The organism is Kosakonia sp. R1.Fl (assembly GCF_023516815.1).
GTDB lineage: Bacteria > Pseudomonadota > Gammaproteobacteria > Enterobacterales > Enterobacteriaceae > Kosakonia.
The window spans coordinates 2692186-2709414 of the sequence record NZ_JAMGSQ010000001.1 but is presented as its reverse complement, the minus strand read 5'-3'; the positions used below and the strand labels follow the sequence as shown (position 1 = coordinate 2709414).

Here is a 17229-nt window from a genome sequence, read left to right as displayed (position 1 = left end):
ATACTGCCTTAAAGTCAGGAGAAACGCACCGTAATTATTAATGGCCTGTATGTGTACAGGCCAAATAGTCGACATTTTCACAAAATGCAGCATATTCTTCGCGCTGCAACTTATGATTATAGTGCCTTGATCTCAATAGGCTCGCCCTGCATACGCTTACGCATCGTACGTTTGGTACGGTCAATCACATCGCCCGCCAGCTGTCCACACGCGGCATCGATATCATCGCCACGCGTTTTACGCACGATAGTGGTGAAACCATAACTCATCAGCACTTTACAGAAGCGATCGATACGGCTGTTAGAGCTGCGGCCATACGGCGCGCCCGGGAACGGGTTCCATGGGATCAGGTTAATCTTGCACGGTGTATCTTTCAGCAACTCCGCCAACTGGTGCGCATGTTCAGTGCCATCGTTGACGTGATCCAACATCACGTACTCAATGGTTACACGACCCTGGTTAGCGTTGGATTTTTCCAGATAACGGCGAACGGCGGCGAGGAAAGTTTCGATGTTGTACTTTTTGTTGATCGGTACAATTTCATCGCGAATTTCGTCATTTGGAGCATGCAGAGAGATAGCCAGCGCAACGTCAATCATATCGCCCAGTTTATCCAGCGCCGGAACCACGCCGGAGGTGGAGAGCGTTACGCGACGTTTGGAGAGACCAAAGCCGAAATCATCCAGCATAATCTCCATCGCCGGAACGACGTTGGTCAGGTTGAGCAGCGGCTCGCCCATGCCCATCATCACCACGTTGGTAATGGGGCGGCTGCCGGTGACTTTCGCCGCGCCGATAATTTTCGCCGCGCGCCACACCTGGCCGATAATTTCCGAAACGCGCAGGTTACGGTTAAAGCCCTGCTGAGCCGTGGAGCAGAATTTGCACTCCAGCGCGCAACCTACCTGGGAAGAGACGCACAACGTCGCGCGATCCTCTTCCGGGATGTAGACGGTTTCAACACGCTGATCGCCCACGGCAATCGCCCACTTGATGGTGCCGTCGGAGGAGCGTTGTTCTTCGACCACTTCCGGCGCACGAATTTCGGCGACTTCTTTTAATTTGTTGCGCAGCACTTTGTTGATGTCGGTCATCTCATCAAAGTCGTCGCTGCAATAGTGGTACATCCACTTCATCACCTGATCGGCGCGGAAGGGTTTTTCGCCTAAGTTTTTGAAAAATTCACGCATCTGCTGACGGTTTAAATCCAGCAGGTTAATTTTTGCATCTTTGTTTGGCACCGTGAGAGCGTCGTTCTCAGGCATGACAATTTGTTCAGTCATAATGTATTCCGGCCTCGTTATTACACGTTGTGGCCCGTGGAGGGTTAAAAAGAAGCGCCCCAGGAAAGCATCGGCTCATCCTGGGGCGCAGCATTGTACAAATTCTGACGCACAGATACCACGTTTGCACGCGGCTTTTCACAAATTAAAGTGTAAACCTCGTTACACGTTTAACGAGTGATTAACGAGTGCGCGGGCACACTTCGCCTTCGGCGAAGAAGTAGGCGATTTCACGTGCAGCAGATTCAACGGAGTCAGAACCGTGGGTGCCGTTCTCGGTGAAGCTGTCTGCGTAATCAGCACGCAGCGTGCCTGCCAGCGCGTTAGCCGGGTTGGTTGCGCCCAGCAGGTCACGGTGACGCTGCACCGCGTTTTCGCCTTCCAGTACGGAAACCACAATCGGGCCGGACGTCATGAACTCAACCAGACCGTCAAAGAATGGGCGACCTTCGTGCTCGGCATAGAAACCGCGCGCCTGCTCAACGGTCAGGTGCAGCATTTTGGTGCCGACAATTTTGAACCCTGCCGCTTCAAAGCGAGAGAAGATGCTGCCAATAACGTTTTTTGCCACCGCGTTCGGTTTAATGATGGAAAAAGTACGTTCAATAGCCATGTTTACCTCTGTAAGTTGTTCTGTTGCCCTGAATAGGTGTGGCGCGGATTATAAAGAGCAATACGGGCGTTGCCTATGGATGAAGGTAACATTTTTTTAAAATGAGACTATTTTTAGCAACACTTCCCATCAACAGCGCCAATTCATCGGTTATTGCACCGCAAACTGCACTGTCGCTATTTGCCCTGCGTCATCCATAACCAATAACTGATACTCCCCGCTTTTATCAAGTTTCAGGCTCAATAAGTTGTTATGCGAGGCTAACGGTTCACCATTTAAAAACCACCAGCGACTGCCTTCGCCGCCGCTGCTTTGTAGCGGCAGCAAGGCAAACGCCTGGCCGGGTATGCGTCTGATAACCGCACCTTCACGCACGCCGCTTAATAACAGTGGCGGCGGTGCGTTATCGTCACGAGGCGGGCAGCGTTTATCCGCCGCTGGTAAACGGGCAGCGCGGCGTTCACCGGCAGGTAACCACGGCTCCAGCGGTAGCGGCCAGGCAATCCATGTTTTCTGCTGCGCCTCCGGGCAATCTGCGGCAACCCTGCGCCCCTCTTTATTCAGCCAGAGCGGGAAATTGATCCCGTGCCCACCTTCCTGCTCCGGCAATAGCAGCGTTGGCGGCTGGCTACCGTCCAACAGCCAGGTGGTGAGTCGACGGCGACAATTGTTGTCGCCAGGCGGCAGGCTTTGCCCGCCCGGCCAGCAGATGACGCCGCTGCTGACCGTTTGCGGGCGCGGGTCGCGCGGCAGTCTCGCCTGTTCAAGCGCTGAGCGCGGCTGCAACAGATTATTGACCTGGTTAAGTAACGGCACCGCACTGGCAAAACCGAACTGCCCGGCAACGGGCGTGCCGTCAGGTCGGCCCGTCCAGATGCCTATCACGTAGCGGGCATTAATTCCTATCGCCCAGGCGTCGCGATAGCCATAACTGGTACCGGTTTTCCACGCCAGCGGCACCACCTGCGGCAACGCTTCGTCGGGCACTGGTTGTGCTTCTCCGGCGAGAATGCGGCGAATAATCCACGCCGCGCCCGGCGACATCAATCGCCGCTCCATCAGCGGGGCGTTGGGGGTCAGGCGCAGGCTTCCCGCTTTCCCCTCACGGGCAAACGCAGTGTAAGCGGCTGCGATATCTTCCAGCCGCGCACCCGCGCCGCCAAGGATAAGCGACAGATTTGGTTCCGCCCCGGTCGGCAAAATCAGCGGCAAACCAACGTTACGCAGATTTCCGGCAAATTTTTTCGGCCCGTAGGCTTCCAGCACCTGCACCGCCGGTAAATTAAGGGAGCGTATCAGCGCTTCATTCATGCTTACCGGGCCATGGAAACCACTGTCAAAATTACCGGGCCGATAATCGCCCACCCGGCGCGGCACATCCTGTAACAGTGAGGCCGGATGAATCAGCCCTTCATCCAGCGCGAGGCCATAAATAAAGGGTTTTAACACCGAGCCCGGCGAACGAACGGCGCTGACCATATCCACATGGCTGAAACGGCTGTCGTCATTGATATCCACGGAGCCAACCCAACCGCGCACTTTCATATCCGTGTGGTCAACGACGATTATCGCCAGCGAGCTGCGCGCCGGCAGGCGGCTTTTCACATTTAACGCCAGATCTTCAAGCTGACGTTGCAGGCTGGCATTCAGCGTGGTGGTGATTTTCAGTGCCTGGCTTTCACCAAGCATTCGCCGGGCGAATAGCGGCGCCAGTTGCGGCATCTGACGCGGTGCCAGCCAGACCGGCTCCTCGCGGGACTCCGCCACCTGCGTTGCCGACCACACCTTTTGTGACACCATGCGCTCCAGCACTTTGTCGCGCGCGGCCTGCGCACGTTGCGGCCAGCGATCCGGGCGTAAGCGGCTGGGTGCCTGCGGCAGAACCGCTAACAGCGCCGCTTCGGAATAGCTGAGCTTCGCCGGCGGCTTACCTAAATAAGCCCAACTCGCAGCACCCACGCCTTGCAGCGTGCCGCCAAACGGTGCGCGGTTCAGATAAAGGGTGAGTATTTCACGTTTTGAGAGGTGCCACTCCAGTTGCAGCGCTCGCCATAGCTGACGCACCTTGCCGCCAAAAGTACGCGGATGCGGATCGAGCAGGCGAGCTACCTGCATGGTCAGCGTGCTGCCGCCGGAAACGACATGGCCGGAACGCAAATCCTGCCAGGCGGCGCGCGCAATCGACAGGGGATTCACCCCGGGATGCGCCCAGAACCAGCGATCCTCATACTGGATCAGCGCCTGCAGATAGTGGGGCGATACTTCTTCGATAGTGACCGGGTAGCGCCAGATACCATCGGCATCGGCAAAGCGCCACAGCGGCGTACCGTCTTCGGCCACCACCACCCGCGCCGGATCGACTTCGCTCAGCGGCAGCGGCCAGATCTTGTCGGCAGCCATAACACTCAACACCAACAGCAGCGGAACACCCACCAGCCAGCGCCAGCGGGTGCGCATCAGACGTACGATCCTCACGTTACGGTACGATAATCAGCGGACCACTGGTCGCACCGGTTGCCCGCCACTGCGGAACATACATTGACTCCACCTGCGGAGCAGGAACCTGGTAAGTGCCCGGCGTGACCGCGCGCGCCAGGTAAACCAGCGTGACCCACTCCCCTGCGTTTACCGGCACCGCTGCAACAAATCGGTCATCACGAAACTCCATATGCTGAATATCCACTTGTTGCATGCGATTAAGCAGATCCTGCACTTCACTGCCGCTATCTTGCAGACTGGCGCTGCTATCGGCGAGATTCTGGTTTTCCAGTTCCAGCCCGGCGGGCAGTAAATCAACCACCAGTGCATCCGGTACGTTCTGGCTGGCGTTCACGTCGAGACGCACCAGCACCAGTTCACCGCTTTTCAGTGACGAAAGTGATTTACTGCGACCATCGGTTCCGAGGAACGTACGCTCAATTTTTAATACCTTCCCGGACGGCGCAGGTGCCTGTTCCGGATAACCGGTACTGTCGAGACGCAACCACAGCGGTGTGCTGCCGCTATTGGTAACCTGCAATGCCCCCAGTTGATCGGCACTGAGATTACGGCTTTGCGGACGATCGCCACTGAGCCCCGCGGCATCCAGAGAGGTTTGTGCCTGCCACGCGCCAGTGGCGTTTTGCAGGTTACGCCCGGCCATAAATAGCGCATTGCTCTCCTGTGTCGACAACCAGCGCTGACCGTAAGCCTGCTCGGCGAGCGTCGCCAGCAGACGCGGCTGCTCCTGTGCCAGCAGGTTGTACTCTTCCAGCAGCGCCAGGATCAATGCGTTATCACGCAGTTCGCTGCCGTAATCTGCCAGCCAGTGCCCGGACTTCGGGCGAGACGTTTTCAGCCCCAGCGCTAACGCTTGTTCGCTGCGCTGCGCATCGCCCATCAGTTTCAGCGCCACACCCAGTTGCATCAGCGGCAGCGCCGCTTTGGCCTGCTCGTGACGTTGCCAGATTTCACGCAGTGCGCCTAACGGCGCTTTCTGCTGACGCGCCAGCACCAGACCGGCATAGCTTTGTACGGCGAACCTGGTTGCCGGCGCGTCATCGGTATAGCGAATGGACATGGCCGCCGGATCCTGCAAATAACGCAGTAAGCGGTTATTGGCATTATTCAGCGCATCCATAGGCACGCTATACCCCTGCGCAGAGGCGCTGACCAGGAAGTCGGTGACGTAGGTCGTCAACCAGTACTCCTCCGGCCCGCTCTTGTCCCACAAGGCGAAACCGCCATCTTCGCGCTGCATCTGCAGCAGGCGGGAGATACCCAAATCCACCGCCGCGCGGCGCTGCTCATCGCTGTCGCCTTTGATACCCAGCGCTTTCAACTGCGCAGCGTTGGTATAAAGCGACGGGAACAGCCCGCTGGTAGTCTGTTCAAGACAGCCGTACGGATAAGCACGCAGCTCTTCGATATAGCGCGCCAGATTTAGCGGCGGCTTGCCGCTAAGCAGTAAGCGACCTTGCAAGGTCACCGGTGAAATATTGGCAAGATGCTGCCCAGGCGTATGCCAGCTCTCACCCGGATTGAGCATCACACCGCTATTGACCGTCTGTGCCGCGAACGGGGGACGCACACCGATTTTCCACTGCTTTTGCTGCGGTGCGAACGTTTCACCTGGTAAAGCCAGGCCACTGATTTGCGCACTAATCTCGCCATCGCCAAATCCCTCCAGCGCACGCACCGGAATAAACAGCGTGGTACGCTCGCCGGCAGAGAGCTTAACCGGTTCCGGTTGACCGCTTTCCAGTCCCAGCAGGCCGCTCGCCGTCAGCGCGACAGTGAGCGTTTGCGGTTGATCGGTCAGGTTAGTCAGATCCAGCGTCAGGCGCGAGGTATCGCCGCTGCCAAGGAAACGGGGGGTATTGAGATCGGCAATCACTGGCGCGGCCACAATCACTTTGCTTTCGGTGCTACCAAAGTCTTCCGCCGTCCAGGCTTGAGCCATTACGCGCAGCTCGCCATTGAAATCGCCAATCGGCAAGCTCACCGTCCCTTCACCATTTTCATCAAGCGTTACCGGCTGTGCCTGCTGAGCAATAATGGTGACATGGTTGACCGGCGGTTTGCCGCCACGGTTAAGCTCGTCGCCATCGCCGCCAAAGCGCAGCGCCGCCAGACGTCCCTGCCCTTCAATCACCTGACCGTAAATATCGTAAATATCCGCACCGTAGCGTTTCTGGCCGAAAAAGCCCTGCCACGGATCCGGCGTCACATAATCGGTAATGTTCAGCACACCGCTGTCCACAGCAGAAAGCAGCACGTTAACCTGTTTTGGCGTGGCGCCGTTTTTCACCGCCGCTTTGACTTTCACCGTCAGGGGTTGGTTAGGGCGCATTTTTTGCGGCGCATCGAGCGTCACGTCCAGGCGGCGGTTCTCATCGCCCATCGGCAGATGCAGTAAACCTACCGCGCGTTTTGGCGTGGCGGATTTCGATTTATCACCAGGACGCACCACCAGCGTGCTGATATAGAGATCGTGGCGCTGCCATTTCTGATCGACAGGAATACTCAGATCAACGCCCTCTGTCGGCACATCGATCTCTTTCCACCACAGCGGACCTTCACTGGATTCGATCATCGCGTAGCCTTTTCCTGCGGCAGGCGCGGTGACGTGCAATTTGATAGTATCGCCCGGTTTGTAGGCTGGTTTATCCAATTTCATGGTGACGCGATCCGGCCTTGCCGCACCCGCTCCATCGGTGTTGTCCTGCCAGCTGTAACCGGCCCAGAAGCGCACGCTACTGATGGTGTCATCCGGCCCTTTCACTTCCAGGCGGTAGGAACCCCAGTCTACCGGGAAACTGACTTTTCCGGTTTCATCTGCCTTGAGCGTCAGGCTTTGTTCGCCCTCGACCAGATCTTTCTGGTCGAATTGTGATTGCCAGCCTTCGCTTTCCGACCAGTTCCAGAAGTAGTCGCGGCGTTCACGAATCAAACGTACCTGCAAATCGCTGACCGCTTTTTTCGCGCCACTGGCATCGCTATAAACGATGTCAAAAGCGGCATTGCTGCCCTCATCAACTATCGGCTGGTTCACGGTGGTGTCAGTGCGATAGTCATACACCGCTTTAGAGGCAAACTGCGGACGAATGCCCGGCAGCGTTTGCGCGGGCCAGATAGCCTGTTCTGCGCGGCGTGTCACCGGGCGACCGCCTGATTCCAGCAGGCTGGCTTGTAAAATCACCTGCAACGGCGAGTGCGAATCCTGCCACTGGCTCGGCGTGGTGATTTCGCCCTGTCCTTGTTTATCCAGCGTCAGATGCACTTCATCCAGGCTGCGGCTTAGGTTCTCTTCGGCAATATCGCCAAACTGGAAGCCCGGCAGCGCGGGAACGGCTTCACGCAGCGGGCGCAGGAACAGCTGACCTTGCAGACTGTTCCCGCTGGCGGGCGCGCCATACAGATAGTGACCGTCAATGTTAAACACCACGTCTGCGGCAGGCTCAACAGGCTCTGGTTGCGGCGTAATATTCAGCGCCATGCGTTCTGGCATGAAATCTTCAACGTGAAAACCCCACTCACGGGAAAGGTTATCCCCGGTGTTCGCACGGATGTGCCACATGCCCGTTTGCGCGCTGGCTTCCAGCGGGTAAGTAAACTGGTACAGCCCGTTTTGCGGCTGGCTGACCACCGTGCGGATCACCTGCCCGTCCGGTTTTACCACTTCGAGTTTTACCGGCTGCGCTGCCAGCGGCTTGCCGTCGCTGTCGCGCAACAGACCATTAAGGATCACCGTTTCGCCAGGGCGGTAGAGATCGCGCGGGCCAAACATAAAGAACAGTTTGCTGTAGCCCGGATCGCCTGCGATGGCGAACTCGGCAAGATCCAGCGCCGGTAATTTCAGATCCAGCAGCGTGGTTTCACCCGCTTTGCGCGCGAGGATCAACGCCGCTTCTTTATCGGTGCTGAGCGTGGCATGACCATCGCTATCGCTGGTGGCCTGCGCCAGGGTTTGCCCTTTCTCGTTCAGCAGCATCACTTCAATGCCGGCGAGCGCAGCGCCGTTTTCCAGCCCCTGGGTGAAGATATCCAGCCGGTTGTGGTAACGGTGCGCAGAAAGGCCAATGTTACTGAGGGTGAACAAGGTGGCAGCATTGCTGTAGTTGTAATGCCCGGCCTGGTTCATCACCGCGATGTAAACGCCGGTTTGCTGTAACGGCTGGATACCGCTAAGTGGCAACAGCAGTTTTTCACGCGTGTTGCGGGTTGGGTTGAGATCAAAACGGCCGGTATAAACCAGGTCGGCCATTTTCAATAGCGTTTCAGATTCCCAGTTCGACAGCGAACTGCGGTACTCCCACTGGCTGATAAACGCGGCCAGCGATTCCGGTTTTACGCGGTAAAAATTGACGTCAACGTTGTCCACGTTCAGCGCCATCACCGGCAACCCGTCTACCACTTTGCCAGGCAGCAGCGAACCACGGCTGGCGAAACCAACACTCGGTTGCACATCGCGGGTGGTGATCGTTTTTTCGTAATCGCTACCGAAAGTAGCCTTGTTAAGCGCCAGCAACCCTTTATCGACCGATACCAGCAGCTCGCGGTTCGGTTCGAGATGGCGCAGGCGCAGCTCTTTCAGGTTTGGTGCCAGTTCCCAGGCACCATCCACTTTGCCACTTTTTTTATCCACCAGATGCACGGCGGAAGCAAAGTTCTGGTCTGGATCCAGCGGCACCGAGAAGGTCAGCACCAACGTCGCCGCGCCGTCCAGCTGCACTTCGGAGGCATCCAGCAGGGTTAACGGTTTGCCTTCGCTGCGTGCGGCAAGCTCAGCAAGCTTTGCTTTATCCTGCGGGATCGCCGCCGGTGTTTTTTGCTCTGGCGCAGGCGCAGCCTTCGATTCGGGTGCGCTGGCGGCCTTAGGCTTATCGTTATCATCGCAGCCCGCGAGCGTAAAGGTGGTGACGAGCGCAAGAGTTAGCGCCGCAAGACGTAGCGGTTTCATTCGTTATCCCTGGTTAAGTAACCTGTTGAAAGAGGCTCACACATTATTATGCGCAACCGTGACAATTACAAAACCGCCGATGAATTCTGGAAAGCGCCTCGCAAAGCGCGCTTAACATTCTTCACCCTCGTTGTTAAGCCGATCACAGCCCGTAATGTAACATGTTACGTTATGAGTCATTTGTTTTTAAAACAATAAGATAGCTGGATATTTCTTATTGCTGGCTGCTAACGTTAAGCGGTCTGTGCACCTTTGTGCGCGGTTCTAATAAGAGAGAACATTATGTCCAGAGCCGTGAATGCCCTACAAAATTTTGGTAAGTCCCTCTTTGGTCCGGTGCTCATTTTGCCCATCGTCGGTTTGTTTATTGCCTTCGGAAATATCTTTGGCAACGGCAACCTGGCCGAATATTTACCCTTTCTTGGTCATCCTTTTATTCAAAACGTCGGCCAGCTCATTGCCAAATCCGCCGTCTCCGTGCTGGCTAACCTGGCACTGGTGTTTGCTGTCGGCATCCCGGTCGGGCTGGCTTCACGGGATAAAGGCTATGCCGCGTTAATTGGTCTGGTGACGTTTATTGTTTTCATCAACGCCATGAATGTCACTCTGCAGATGCAGGGTGCGCTGGCCCCGGCTGCGCAGATGAAAGCCGCCGGGCAAAGCATGGTGCTGGGCGTGCAGGTGCTGGAGATGGGCGTTTTCGCCGGCATACTCACCGGCGCGCTGTCGGGCTATCTGTACGATAAATATTCCGGCGTACAGTTTTCCGGCGCGATGGCGATTTACTCCGGCCACTGTTTTGTCGCCATTATTATGCTGCCGGTATCCATCGTGCTCGGCGTGGTGATGAGTGAGTTATGGCCCTTTGCCCAGCACGGCATCAGCACGCTGGCGCTGGCGATCAAAGGTGCCGGGCCATTTGGTGTGGCGGTGTACGGTTTTCTGGAACGCATTCTGGTGCCGACCGGGCTGCATCACCTGGTTTACACACCGTTTCTGTACACGGAGTTAGGTGGTACGGCAGATGTTTGCGGCAGCACCTACCAGGGCGCACGCAATATCTATTTCGCGGAAATGGCCTGCCCGAGCGTTACGCAATTAAGCAGCACGGCAGTGTGGGATGCACGCGGCATCAGTAAAATGTTCGGCCTGCCCGCCGCCGCGCTGGCGATGTATGTCACCGCGAAACCGGAACGCAAAGCCGCAGCAAAAGCCATTTTGATCCCCGCTGCGCTCACCTCGTTGCTGGTGGGTGTGACCGAACCGATTGAGTTCTCGTTCCTGTTTGTCGCGCCGCTGCTGTTTGTGGTTCACGCCGTACTGACCGGCATTGGCATGATGCTGTTTTCCCTGTTTGGCGTTCACGCCATCGGCGCGAATGGCATTATCGATTTCATTCTCTACAACCTGCCGCTCGGCACCGTGAAATCCAACTGGCCGATGTACATCCTCGTCGGGCTCATCATGTTCGCCCTCTACTTCGTTATCTTCCGCTTCCTGATTTTGCGCTTCGATATGAAAACGCCGGGGCGTGAGGATGACAGCGAAGAGACACGCCTTTACAGCAAGCAGGATTACCAGGCCAAAGGCAATAACGACGCGGTTGGCGAAGCGATTATCGAAGGGCTGGGCGGGCGCGCCAATATTGAAGTGGTGGATAACTGCTACACCCGCCTGCGCGTCACGGTAAAAGACACGGCGGTGATTAATGAGCCGCAGTTGAAAGCGACAGGCGCGAAAGGCGTGATTAAACAAGGTAATAACGTTCAGGTGGTCTACGGGCTGCATGTCAAAAAAATGCGAGAAGCGGTTGAGATGTTTCTCTAAAGGAGTCCAGAAATGATTAAACCCCCGTTTATTTTATCGATCGCCGGTGGCGGCAGCACCTACACCCCGGGCATTGTCAAAAGCCTGATGGTGAGACTGGAAGATTTTCCGCTGGCGGAAATCCGCCTTTACGATATCGATGAAGCCCGGCAAAACACCATCGCGCCGGTGGTGGAAAAAGTGATCCGTGACCACAGCCAGAGCATCAAGTTTACCGTCACCAGTGATGCGGAAACGGCGTTTCGCGGCGCACATTTTGTCTTCGCGCAGATGCGCGTCGGGCAGTACAAAATGCGCGAGCAGGATGAAAAGATCCCGCTGCGCCACGGCGTGGTGGGTCAGGAAACCTGCGGGCCTGGCGGGCTGGCTTACGGGCTGCGTACCATTTTGCCAATGGTAGAACTGATAGATCGGGTGGAACGTTACGCCGATAAAAACGCCTGGATCGTTAACTACTCGAACCCGGCAGCGATTGTCGCCGAAGGGGTGCGCCGTCTGCGTCCCAACGCGCGCGTGCTGAATATTTGTGATATGCCGGTGGCAGCAATGCGCAATATGGGCGCGATCCTCGGCGTTGATCGCCACAAACTGGAGGTGGATTACTTCGGTCTGAATCACTTTGGCTGGTTTACCAAAGTGCGGGTCGATGGTGAAGACCGGCTGCCGGAGCTGCGCGAGCACGTCGCCCGTTTTGGTCTGTTAACTGAAGATGCCGCGCAAACCGATCCGCAACACTCCGATCCGTCGTGGGTGAAAACCTGGCGCAACATCAAGCCGATTATGGATCACTTCCCGGAATTTTTGCCGAACCCCTATTTGCAGTATTACCTGATGCCAAACGACATCGTTGCGCATCAAAACGCCGATTACACCCGTGCCAATGAAGTGATGGACGGGCGCGAGAAAAAACTGTTTGCCGCCGCGGCGGAATATCAGCGCACCGGCATTCTGCCGGATGCGTTCCATGTTGGCGTACACGGCGCGTTTATCGTCGATGTCGCGTGTTCGCTGGCTTTTGACCTGCGCCAGCGTCACCTGGTGATTGTGGAAAACAAAGGGGCGATTGCTAACCTGCCCTACGATGCAATGGTGGAAGTCCCGGCTTACATCACCAGTGAAGGGCCGGAGCCAGTGCGGATGGGCGCGGTGCCGCTGTTCCACCAGACGTTGCTAATGCAGCAACTGGCGTCGGAACAACTGCTGGTGGAAGCCACCATTGAAGGCAGTTACGAGAAAGCGCTGCAGGCATTTACCCTCAACCGCACCGTGCCGACCATGCAGCATGCGAAAGCAATTCTGGATGAGATGATCGAAGCCAACCGTGACTACTGGCCAGCGCTGCAAAAAGCATGGGAAAACGGCAAACCAGCATAAAAATAACGAGGTCGCTCGCGGCGTTAGCGAAGTCGGCTTGTCGGGTCATGAAAAAACGTTAACAATTCAGGTTACTGTTGATGACACGGAGACAACCATGTCCACCTCGTTTTTTGTCGCGGCCGACTGGCTGATAGAGCACAGCGATGATCCCGAAATCCAGCTGATTGATGCGCGGATGGCGCCAGTGGGTCAGGAGCATCGCGACATGAGAGCGGAATACCGCGCCGGGCACCTTCCCGGTGCGGTCTTTTTTGATATCGAAGCCCTTTCCGATCACACCACGCCGCTGCCGCATATGCTGACGCGCCCGGAAGCGTTCGCCGTGGCAATGCGCGAGCTGGGCATCAGCCAGGATAAACATCTGGTGGTGTATGACGAGGGCAATCTCTTCTCTGCCCCGCGCGCCTGGTGGATGTTGCGTAATCACGGCGTGGAAAATGTCTCGATTCTGGCCGGTGGGCTGGCAGGCTGGCAGCGCGATGCTCTGCCGCTGCAAAAAGGCGATGTGCCGCTGCCGGAGTCCGATTTCAATGCCAATTTCGACCCGCACGTGGTGAAAAAAGTGACCGACGTGCTGCTGGCGAGCCACGAAGGCACGGCACAAATTGTCGATGCCCGCCCTGCTCCGCGTTTTAATGGCGAAGTGGATGAACCGCGCGCGGGTCTGAAGCGCGGCCATATTCCCGGCGCGCTGAATGTGCCGTGGATCGATTTAGTCGTTGAAGGCGAACTGAAAACCACCGATGAGCTGGCAGCGATTTTCCGCCGTCAGGGTGTGGATCTGCACAAACCGATTATCGCCAGCTGCGGCTCCGGCGTGACGGCATCGGTGGTGATCCTTGCGCTAGAAACGCTTGGTGCAAGTAACGTGACGCTGTATGACGGCTCCTGGAGTGAATGGGGCGCGCGCGACGATTTACCCATCGAAACGGCGTAAATGGATAACCGACTGGCACCACTGTTGACGCGCGGGGAATCACTGACCCGCGCGGAATATCGCGTTCTTGCGCACCTGACGGAACACCCGTTGCTGGTGGGGAACATCACGGTGCGCGAGCTGGCGCAGGCGACATTTGTCTCCACCGCCACCATTATTCGCCTGTGCCAGAAGCTCGGTTTCAGTGGCTATAGCGAGTTTATCTGGCACTGCAAACAGCGGCTGGCAGACACGCCGCACATTACCGGGCCACACAGTGAACCCGCCGAGCTACCCGCCGCTTTCGCGCAGTTTATGGCGAATTATCAGCGCACGTTTCAGTGGGTGAGTGCCGAAAAAGGGCAGCAATTTGCTGCCCTGCTGCATGAGCAGGAGAGCTTTTTTCTTTACGGCGCCGGGTTTTCCTATCTGTTTGCTGAGTACCTGACCAAGAAATTACAGGTGCTGGGCAAGACGGCGTTTATTTCCGGGCCGGGCGACAGCCGGAATATCTTTCTCAGTAACGCGGCACGCTACCAGGTGTTTATTGCCGTCTCCCGCAGCGGTGAAACGGAACAAGTGCTGGATAAAGCGCGTATTGCGCGCACGGTCGGTATGACAGTGGTGGCATTTACCCGCGCGTCGGTAAACCCGCTGGCGGAGATGGCGGATATCCATTTCGCGCTGTACGACGAAGCGGTGCATTTTGCCGCTGAAGCCGCCGGGATCACCTCGTTCGAGTCGAATCTGGTGCTGCTAATGGATCTGTTGCTGCTGGAAGCGACGCAATAATGCTTGCCGCAGCGCGGCAAGCATCAGCAAACGCGCGAATTACGAATGGTTCAGTTCACGCCGTGCCCAGGCGGCCTGAATGTATTCATGGAGCGCGACATACAGCTCCTCAATCGACATTTTTTCACGCTGTGCGCCTTTCAACACCCCACCGGGCAGGCTTATCACCACTTTGTTCTTCTTCGGCTCAAACGTAAAACTGCGGAACAAACGCCCGACAGTGCAGGTCGGCGGCTGATAACCTTCCCGCCAGTAGAGATCGATAAACACCCACTCATTGACGCTACGAATATCAATATTTTCAATCTCCGCCAGCAACAGCGGCGCGCTGAGCTGATAGCTCTCGATGCCTTGCGCAGTCAGCGTGAACAGCGGCTGACGCACCCGCGTATGCATCGTCCAGCTCGCCAGCCCAAAGATCAGCCCACCGGCGACCAGGCCAAAGATTATCTTCTCCATCGAGCTATTGGCGGTGGCGTTCCACTGGATACTCAGCGTGAGGACCAAACCGGCACCGGCAATACAGAGCACCGCCAGCACCAGGAACAACCAGAAATTTTTCTTACGCAGCGAAACAACGAGGCTTTCCGTGGAGTGTGCAGCCAGATTCTCTAATTCGGCCTGATAAGCGTCATGGTGCGCTTCCACATTGCTCGCCATGCCGGCGGTTAACGCGGCTGACAAAGCCGAAGCATCGCGGAATAAACTGCGCATCCACTGGTAATCCGCCTCATCCGCCGGGCGCGACGCCCTGGCCAGCAGCGTTTCATCCAGCGGCACATTCAGTTGCTCGATACGCACGCGCGTCGGCGGGTGGCTGTCTGTTGGGTGCGCCAGTTCCTGCTCAAGCGAGGCGGCAACATCAAAACGCCCGCCCTCACGCAGCGAAGCAAACAGGCTGTGCACCAGATCGTGCGTCTCAAGTTTGCGGTTAAAGAACAGCTCCATCGGCGCGTTAAAGCGTTCATTGAGCGCAGAGAAACGCAGGAGCGAGGCCGCCAGCGCCTGCGGCGAACTGGTACGCGCGCCCGCAGCGTCCGCCGCCAGTTCGCGTACGCGGCTCCAGCCATTGACCGTTTCATGGAACTGACGGTAAAACCACAAGCCAAGATGAATGGTCGGGTTGAGCGCCAGCCGCTCAAGCCAGCCGCTGCTTGCCACATCGCGATAAAAGTAGTCGAGACTGTTTTCCATACCGGCATACAGCCCGGCGAAATGCAGGGTGTAGACGGTGTCATTACCGGAAAAGTGTCCCAGCTCATGACCAATCACGGCGGCCACTTCGTCTTTATTCATAAACGCGGCGTAGCTGAGCGGGAAATAGAGCGTGTTACCGGTTAATCGCGCGCCATTTTCAATTTGCACCGGGCTTGCGGTGACGTAAAAACCCTCAAATAAACCGACAACAATATTATCCGGCACAATAGCCTGCCCGCGCTGGGCTAATTCTCTGACCCAGCGCCATAATTCCGGCGCGTCGGCTTCAGAAACAGCTGCACCATGAACCTGCATATCTTGTGGCTCAAACAGCGCAAAGCAGCGTTTTAGTAAGAACAGGCTTTTCAGCACCATAAATACCAGCGAACCAATGATCAGCAAAACAAATATCACCAGTTTGATATTAAAGGCGCTCGCCCTGCCGAGCGTGTAGATCCAGCACACCTCATATAACAGTACGCAGACCAGCGCGAAACCAATCGACGCCATTACGCCAACCATAATAAATGGCAGTAACTTGCGACAAAGGGTAAAGGCGGCAATGAGCTTTTCCGCAGATATACGGGCTTTCCGTACGCTTAAAATACAGAGAATTACCGCGCTGGTACTGGCAATCAAGCCCAACAGGGAAAACAACATACCGGCTTTGGCGAGGATCTGGCGCAACATATCGGCAAATACGCTGTGGCCTACAAAACCATATTGCGTGACCTGATAAACATCCACTTCGTTAATACGGATATTCTGCCAGCAGGCGTAGAAGAAAAGAATTAACGGTACGCCGAAGCAGTACAGCAGGCTTTTTTTGTCCATAAAAAGTAACCGTAAAGAAACGTAAAAACGAACCGTATCACAGGAATGGGATTAATACATAATTTATGGAATTTACAGAGAAAGCCGTACGACGTTATTAATGAAAGGCTAATAATTCACTTTTTTAAATAATAGAAGGCGGTACATAACATACCGCCTGGTAATTAAATAATGCGATTTTGCTTAAAGTCGCGCAGGAAACTTCCCCAGCGTCGTTCGTAGAAAGGGGTAATATGCGCCATCATAAAATGGCTAATTCCTTTTTCACCTTCAACGACCTGGCAAATATCCACCGGCTCATCACCGGGGAGCGTATCGGTCGCCACACTGCCCGCCGCGTGAATAATCTCTTCAATATCGCCTTCGGCTTCGATTCCAATCAGCAGATTGGGCTGCTCATCAGCTTTCTCTTTGATTGAGCAGAGAAACGCGCGCTTGACGGTTTTGATGCTTTTAAACAGCGTGGTCAGCGAATCCACCATTTGTGCGGGCGGTTCAGCCACATCGGAAAGCAGCAGCGCCGTGCCGCCCTCCAGCACTTCCTGCTGGCTTAGAGGGCTGCCCTCTTCGCCCACCAGGTGGCTGATTTCTCGCGGCGTGAACTCTTTGCCGGTCGGCAACTTGGCATTGAGGAACAGCGTCTCGCCGAGCGTCATTTCAAACAGCGTACGCGCGGGCATCACCACAAACGCCTGCTCCTCTTCCACCGCCTGTTGCAGCGCGTCCAGCGAGGTAAAAAACGGGATAACGGATGTGCCGTCATCTTTTTCCCAGTGCTGTAAATCGAGCGCGCTGTCTTCAACAATGGCTTCACCTTCCGCCGCCGTGCCTGGCACCCAAACCGTGGATTCCAGCAGCGTGCGGAAAAATGCCGGACGATACGCAGGCTCAGTCGCGGCCTGTTCCAGCAGGGTTTCTAATTCGTTTTTGCTTTCTGACATAGTGGTTC

Annotated in this window: 10 protein-coding genes; 4 read left to right on the top strand and 6 right to left on the bottom strand. The window is 56.2% G+C overall.

Annotated elements, in window-relative coordinates:
- Positions 1-116: 116 nt before the first annotated feature.
- The 4 genes from rlmN to M8Q36_RS12705 form a co-directional block, all read right to left on the bottom strand.
- Positions 117-1283 carry a dual-specificity RNA methyltransferase RlmN gene (rlmN, locus tag M8Q36_RS12720; protein ID WP_045510414.1) on the bottom strand — a complete coding sequence of 389 codons (1167 nt, stop codon included), beginning with the start codon at positions 1281-1283 and terminating at the stop codon, positions 117-119.
- Positions 1284-1464: 181 nt separating this feature from the next.
- On the bottom strand, positions 1465-1896 hold the full coding sequence (ndk, locus tag M8Q36_RS12715; protein ID WP_017458995.1) for a nucleoside-diphosphate kinase: 432 nt from the start codon (positions 1894-1896) through the stop codon (positions 1465-1467).
- A 150-nt stretch (positions 1897-2046) separates the two neighbouring features.
- The gene (gene pbpC / locus M8Q36_RS12710) at positions 2047-4353 is read right to left on the bottom strand and encodes a peptidoglycan glycosyltransferase PbpC (RefSeq protein ID WP_283945955.1); all 2307 of its coding nucleotides are present in this window, start codon (positions 4351-4353) and stop codon (positions 2047-2049) included.
- 19 nt (positions 4354-4372) lie between these two features.
- Entirely contained in the window at positions 4373-9337 is a 4965-nt protein-coding gene (locus M8Q36_RS12705; RefSeq protein WP_249881124.1) for an alpha-2-macroglobulin family protein, read from the bottom strand.
- Between the two features lie 282 nt (positions 9338-9619).
- On the opposite strand from M8Q36_RS12705, the gene M8Q36_RS12700 reads away from it, so the two are divergent.
- The 4 genes from M8Q36_RS12700 to M8Q36_RS12685 all read left to right on the top strand — a co-directional run bounded on the left by M8Q36_RS12700 (position 9620) and on the right by M8Q36_RS12685 (position 14249).
- A complete protein-coding gene (locus tag M8Q36_RS12700; protein WP_045510423.1) occupies positions 9620-11164 on the top strand; it encodes a PTS transporter subunit EIIC in 1545 nt (514 codons plus the stop codon).
- Positions 11165-11176: 12 nt separating this feature from the next.
- The gene (locus M8Q36_RS12695; RefSeq protein ID WP_249881123.1) at positions 11177-12538 is read left to right on the top strand and encodes a 6-phospho-alpha-glucosidase; all 1362 of its coding nucleotides are present in this window, start codon (positions 11177-11179) and stop codon (positions 12536-12538) included.
- Positions 12539-12635: 97 nt separating this feature from the next.
- Entirely contained in the window at positions 12636-13478 is an 843-nt protein-coding gene (gene sseA, locus M8Q36_RS12690) for a 3-mercaptopyruvate sulfurtransferase (protein ID WP_249881122.1), read from the top strand.
- On the top strand, positions 13479-14249 hold the full coding sequence (locus tag M8Q36_RS12685) for a MurR/RpiR family transcriptional regulator (RefSeq protein WP_249881121.1): 771 nt from the start codon (positions 13479-13481) through the stop codon (positions 14247-14249).
- Between the two features lie 39 nt (positions 14250-14288).
- Here the strand turns inward: M8Q36_RS12685 and M8Q36_RS12680 are convergent, their stop codons facing one another.
- Together M8Q36_RS12680 and sseB are read right to left on the bottom strand one after the other, a co-directional pair.
- A complete protein-coding gene (locus M8Q36_RS12680) occupies positions 14289-16280 on the bottom strand; it encodes a M48 family metallopeptidase (protein ID WP_249881120.1) in 1992 nt (663 codons plus the stop codon).
- Between the two features lie 164 nt (positions 16281-16444).
- Positions 16445-17221: an enhanced serine sensitivity protein SseB gene (sseB, locus tag M8Q36_RS12675; protein WP_249881119.1), complete on the bottom strand. Its 777-nt coding sequence runs from the start codon at positions 17219-17221 to the stop codon at positions 16445-16447.
- Positions 17222-17229 lie beyond the last annotated feature (8 nt).

Bases quoted from the DNA above. Each gene is read 5' to 3' on its own strand.
- rlmN (WP_045510414.1), bottom strand. From the start codon at position 1,283: ATGACTGAACAAATTGTCATGCCTGAGAACGACGCTCTCACGGTGCCA.
- ndk (WP_017458995.1), bottom strand. From the start codon at position 1,896: ATGGCTATTGAACGTACTTTTTCCATCATTAAACCGAACGCGGTGGCA.
- pbpC (WP_283945955.1), bottom strand. From the start codon at position 4,353: ATGCGCACCCGCTGGCGCTGGCTGGTGGGTGTTCCGCTGCTGTTGGTG.
- M8Q36_RS12705 (WP_249881124.1), bottom strand. From the start codon at position 9,337: ATGAAACCGCTACGTCTTGCGGCGCTAACTCTTGCGCTCGTCACCACC.
- M8Q36_RS12700 (WP_045510423.1), top strand. From the start codon at position 9,620: ATGTCCAGAGCCGTGAATGCCCTACAAAATTTTGGTAAGTCCCTCTTT.
- M8Q36_RS12695 (WP_249881123.1), top strand. From the start codon at position 11,177: ATGATTAAACCCCCGTTTATTTTATCGATCGCCGGTGGCGGCAGCACC.
- sseA (WP_249881122.1), top strand. From the start codon at position 12,636: ATGTCCACCTCGTTTTTTGTCGCGGCCGACTGGCTGATAGAGCACAGC.
- M8Q36_RS12685 (WP_249881121.1), top strand. From the start codon at position 13,479: ATGGATAACCGACTGGCACCACTGTTGACGCGCGGGGAATCACTGACC.
- M8Q36_RS12680 (WP_249881120.1), bottom strand. From the start codon at position 16,280: ATGGACAAAAAAAGCCTGCTGTACTGCTTCGGCGTACCGTTAATTCTT.
- sseB (WP_249881119.1), bottom strand. From the start codon at position 17,221: ATGTCAGAAAGCAAAAACGAATTAGAAACCCTGCTGGAACAGGCCGCG.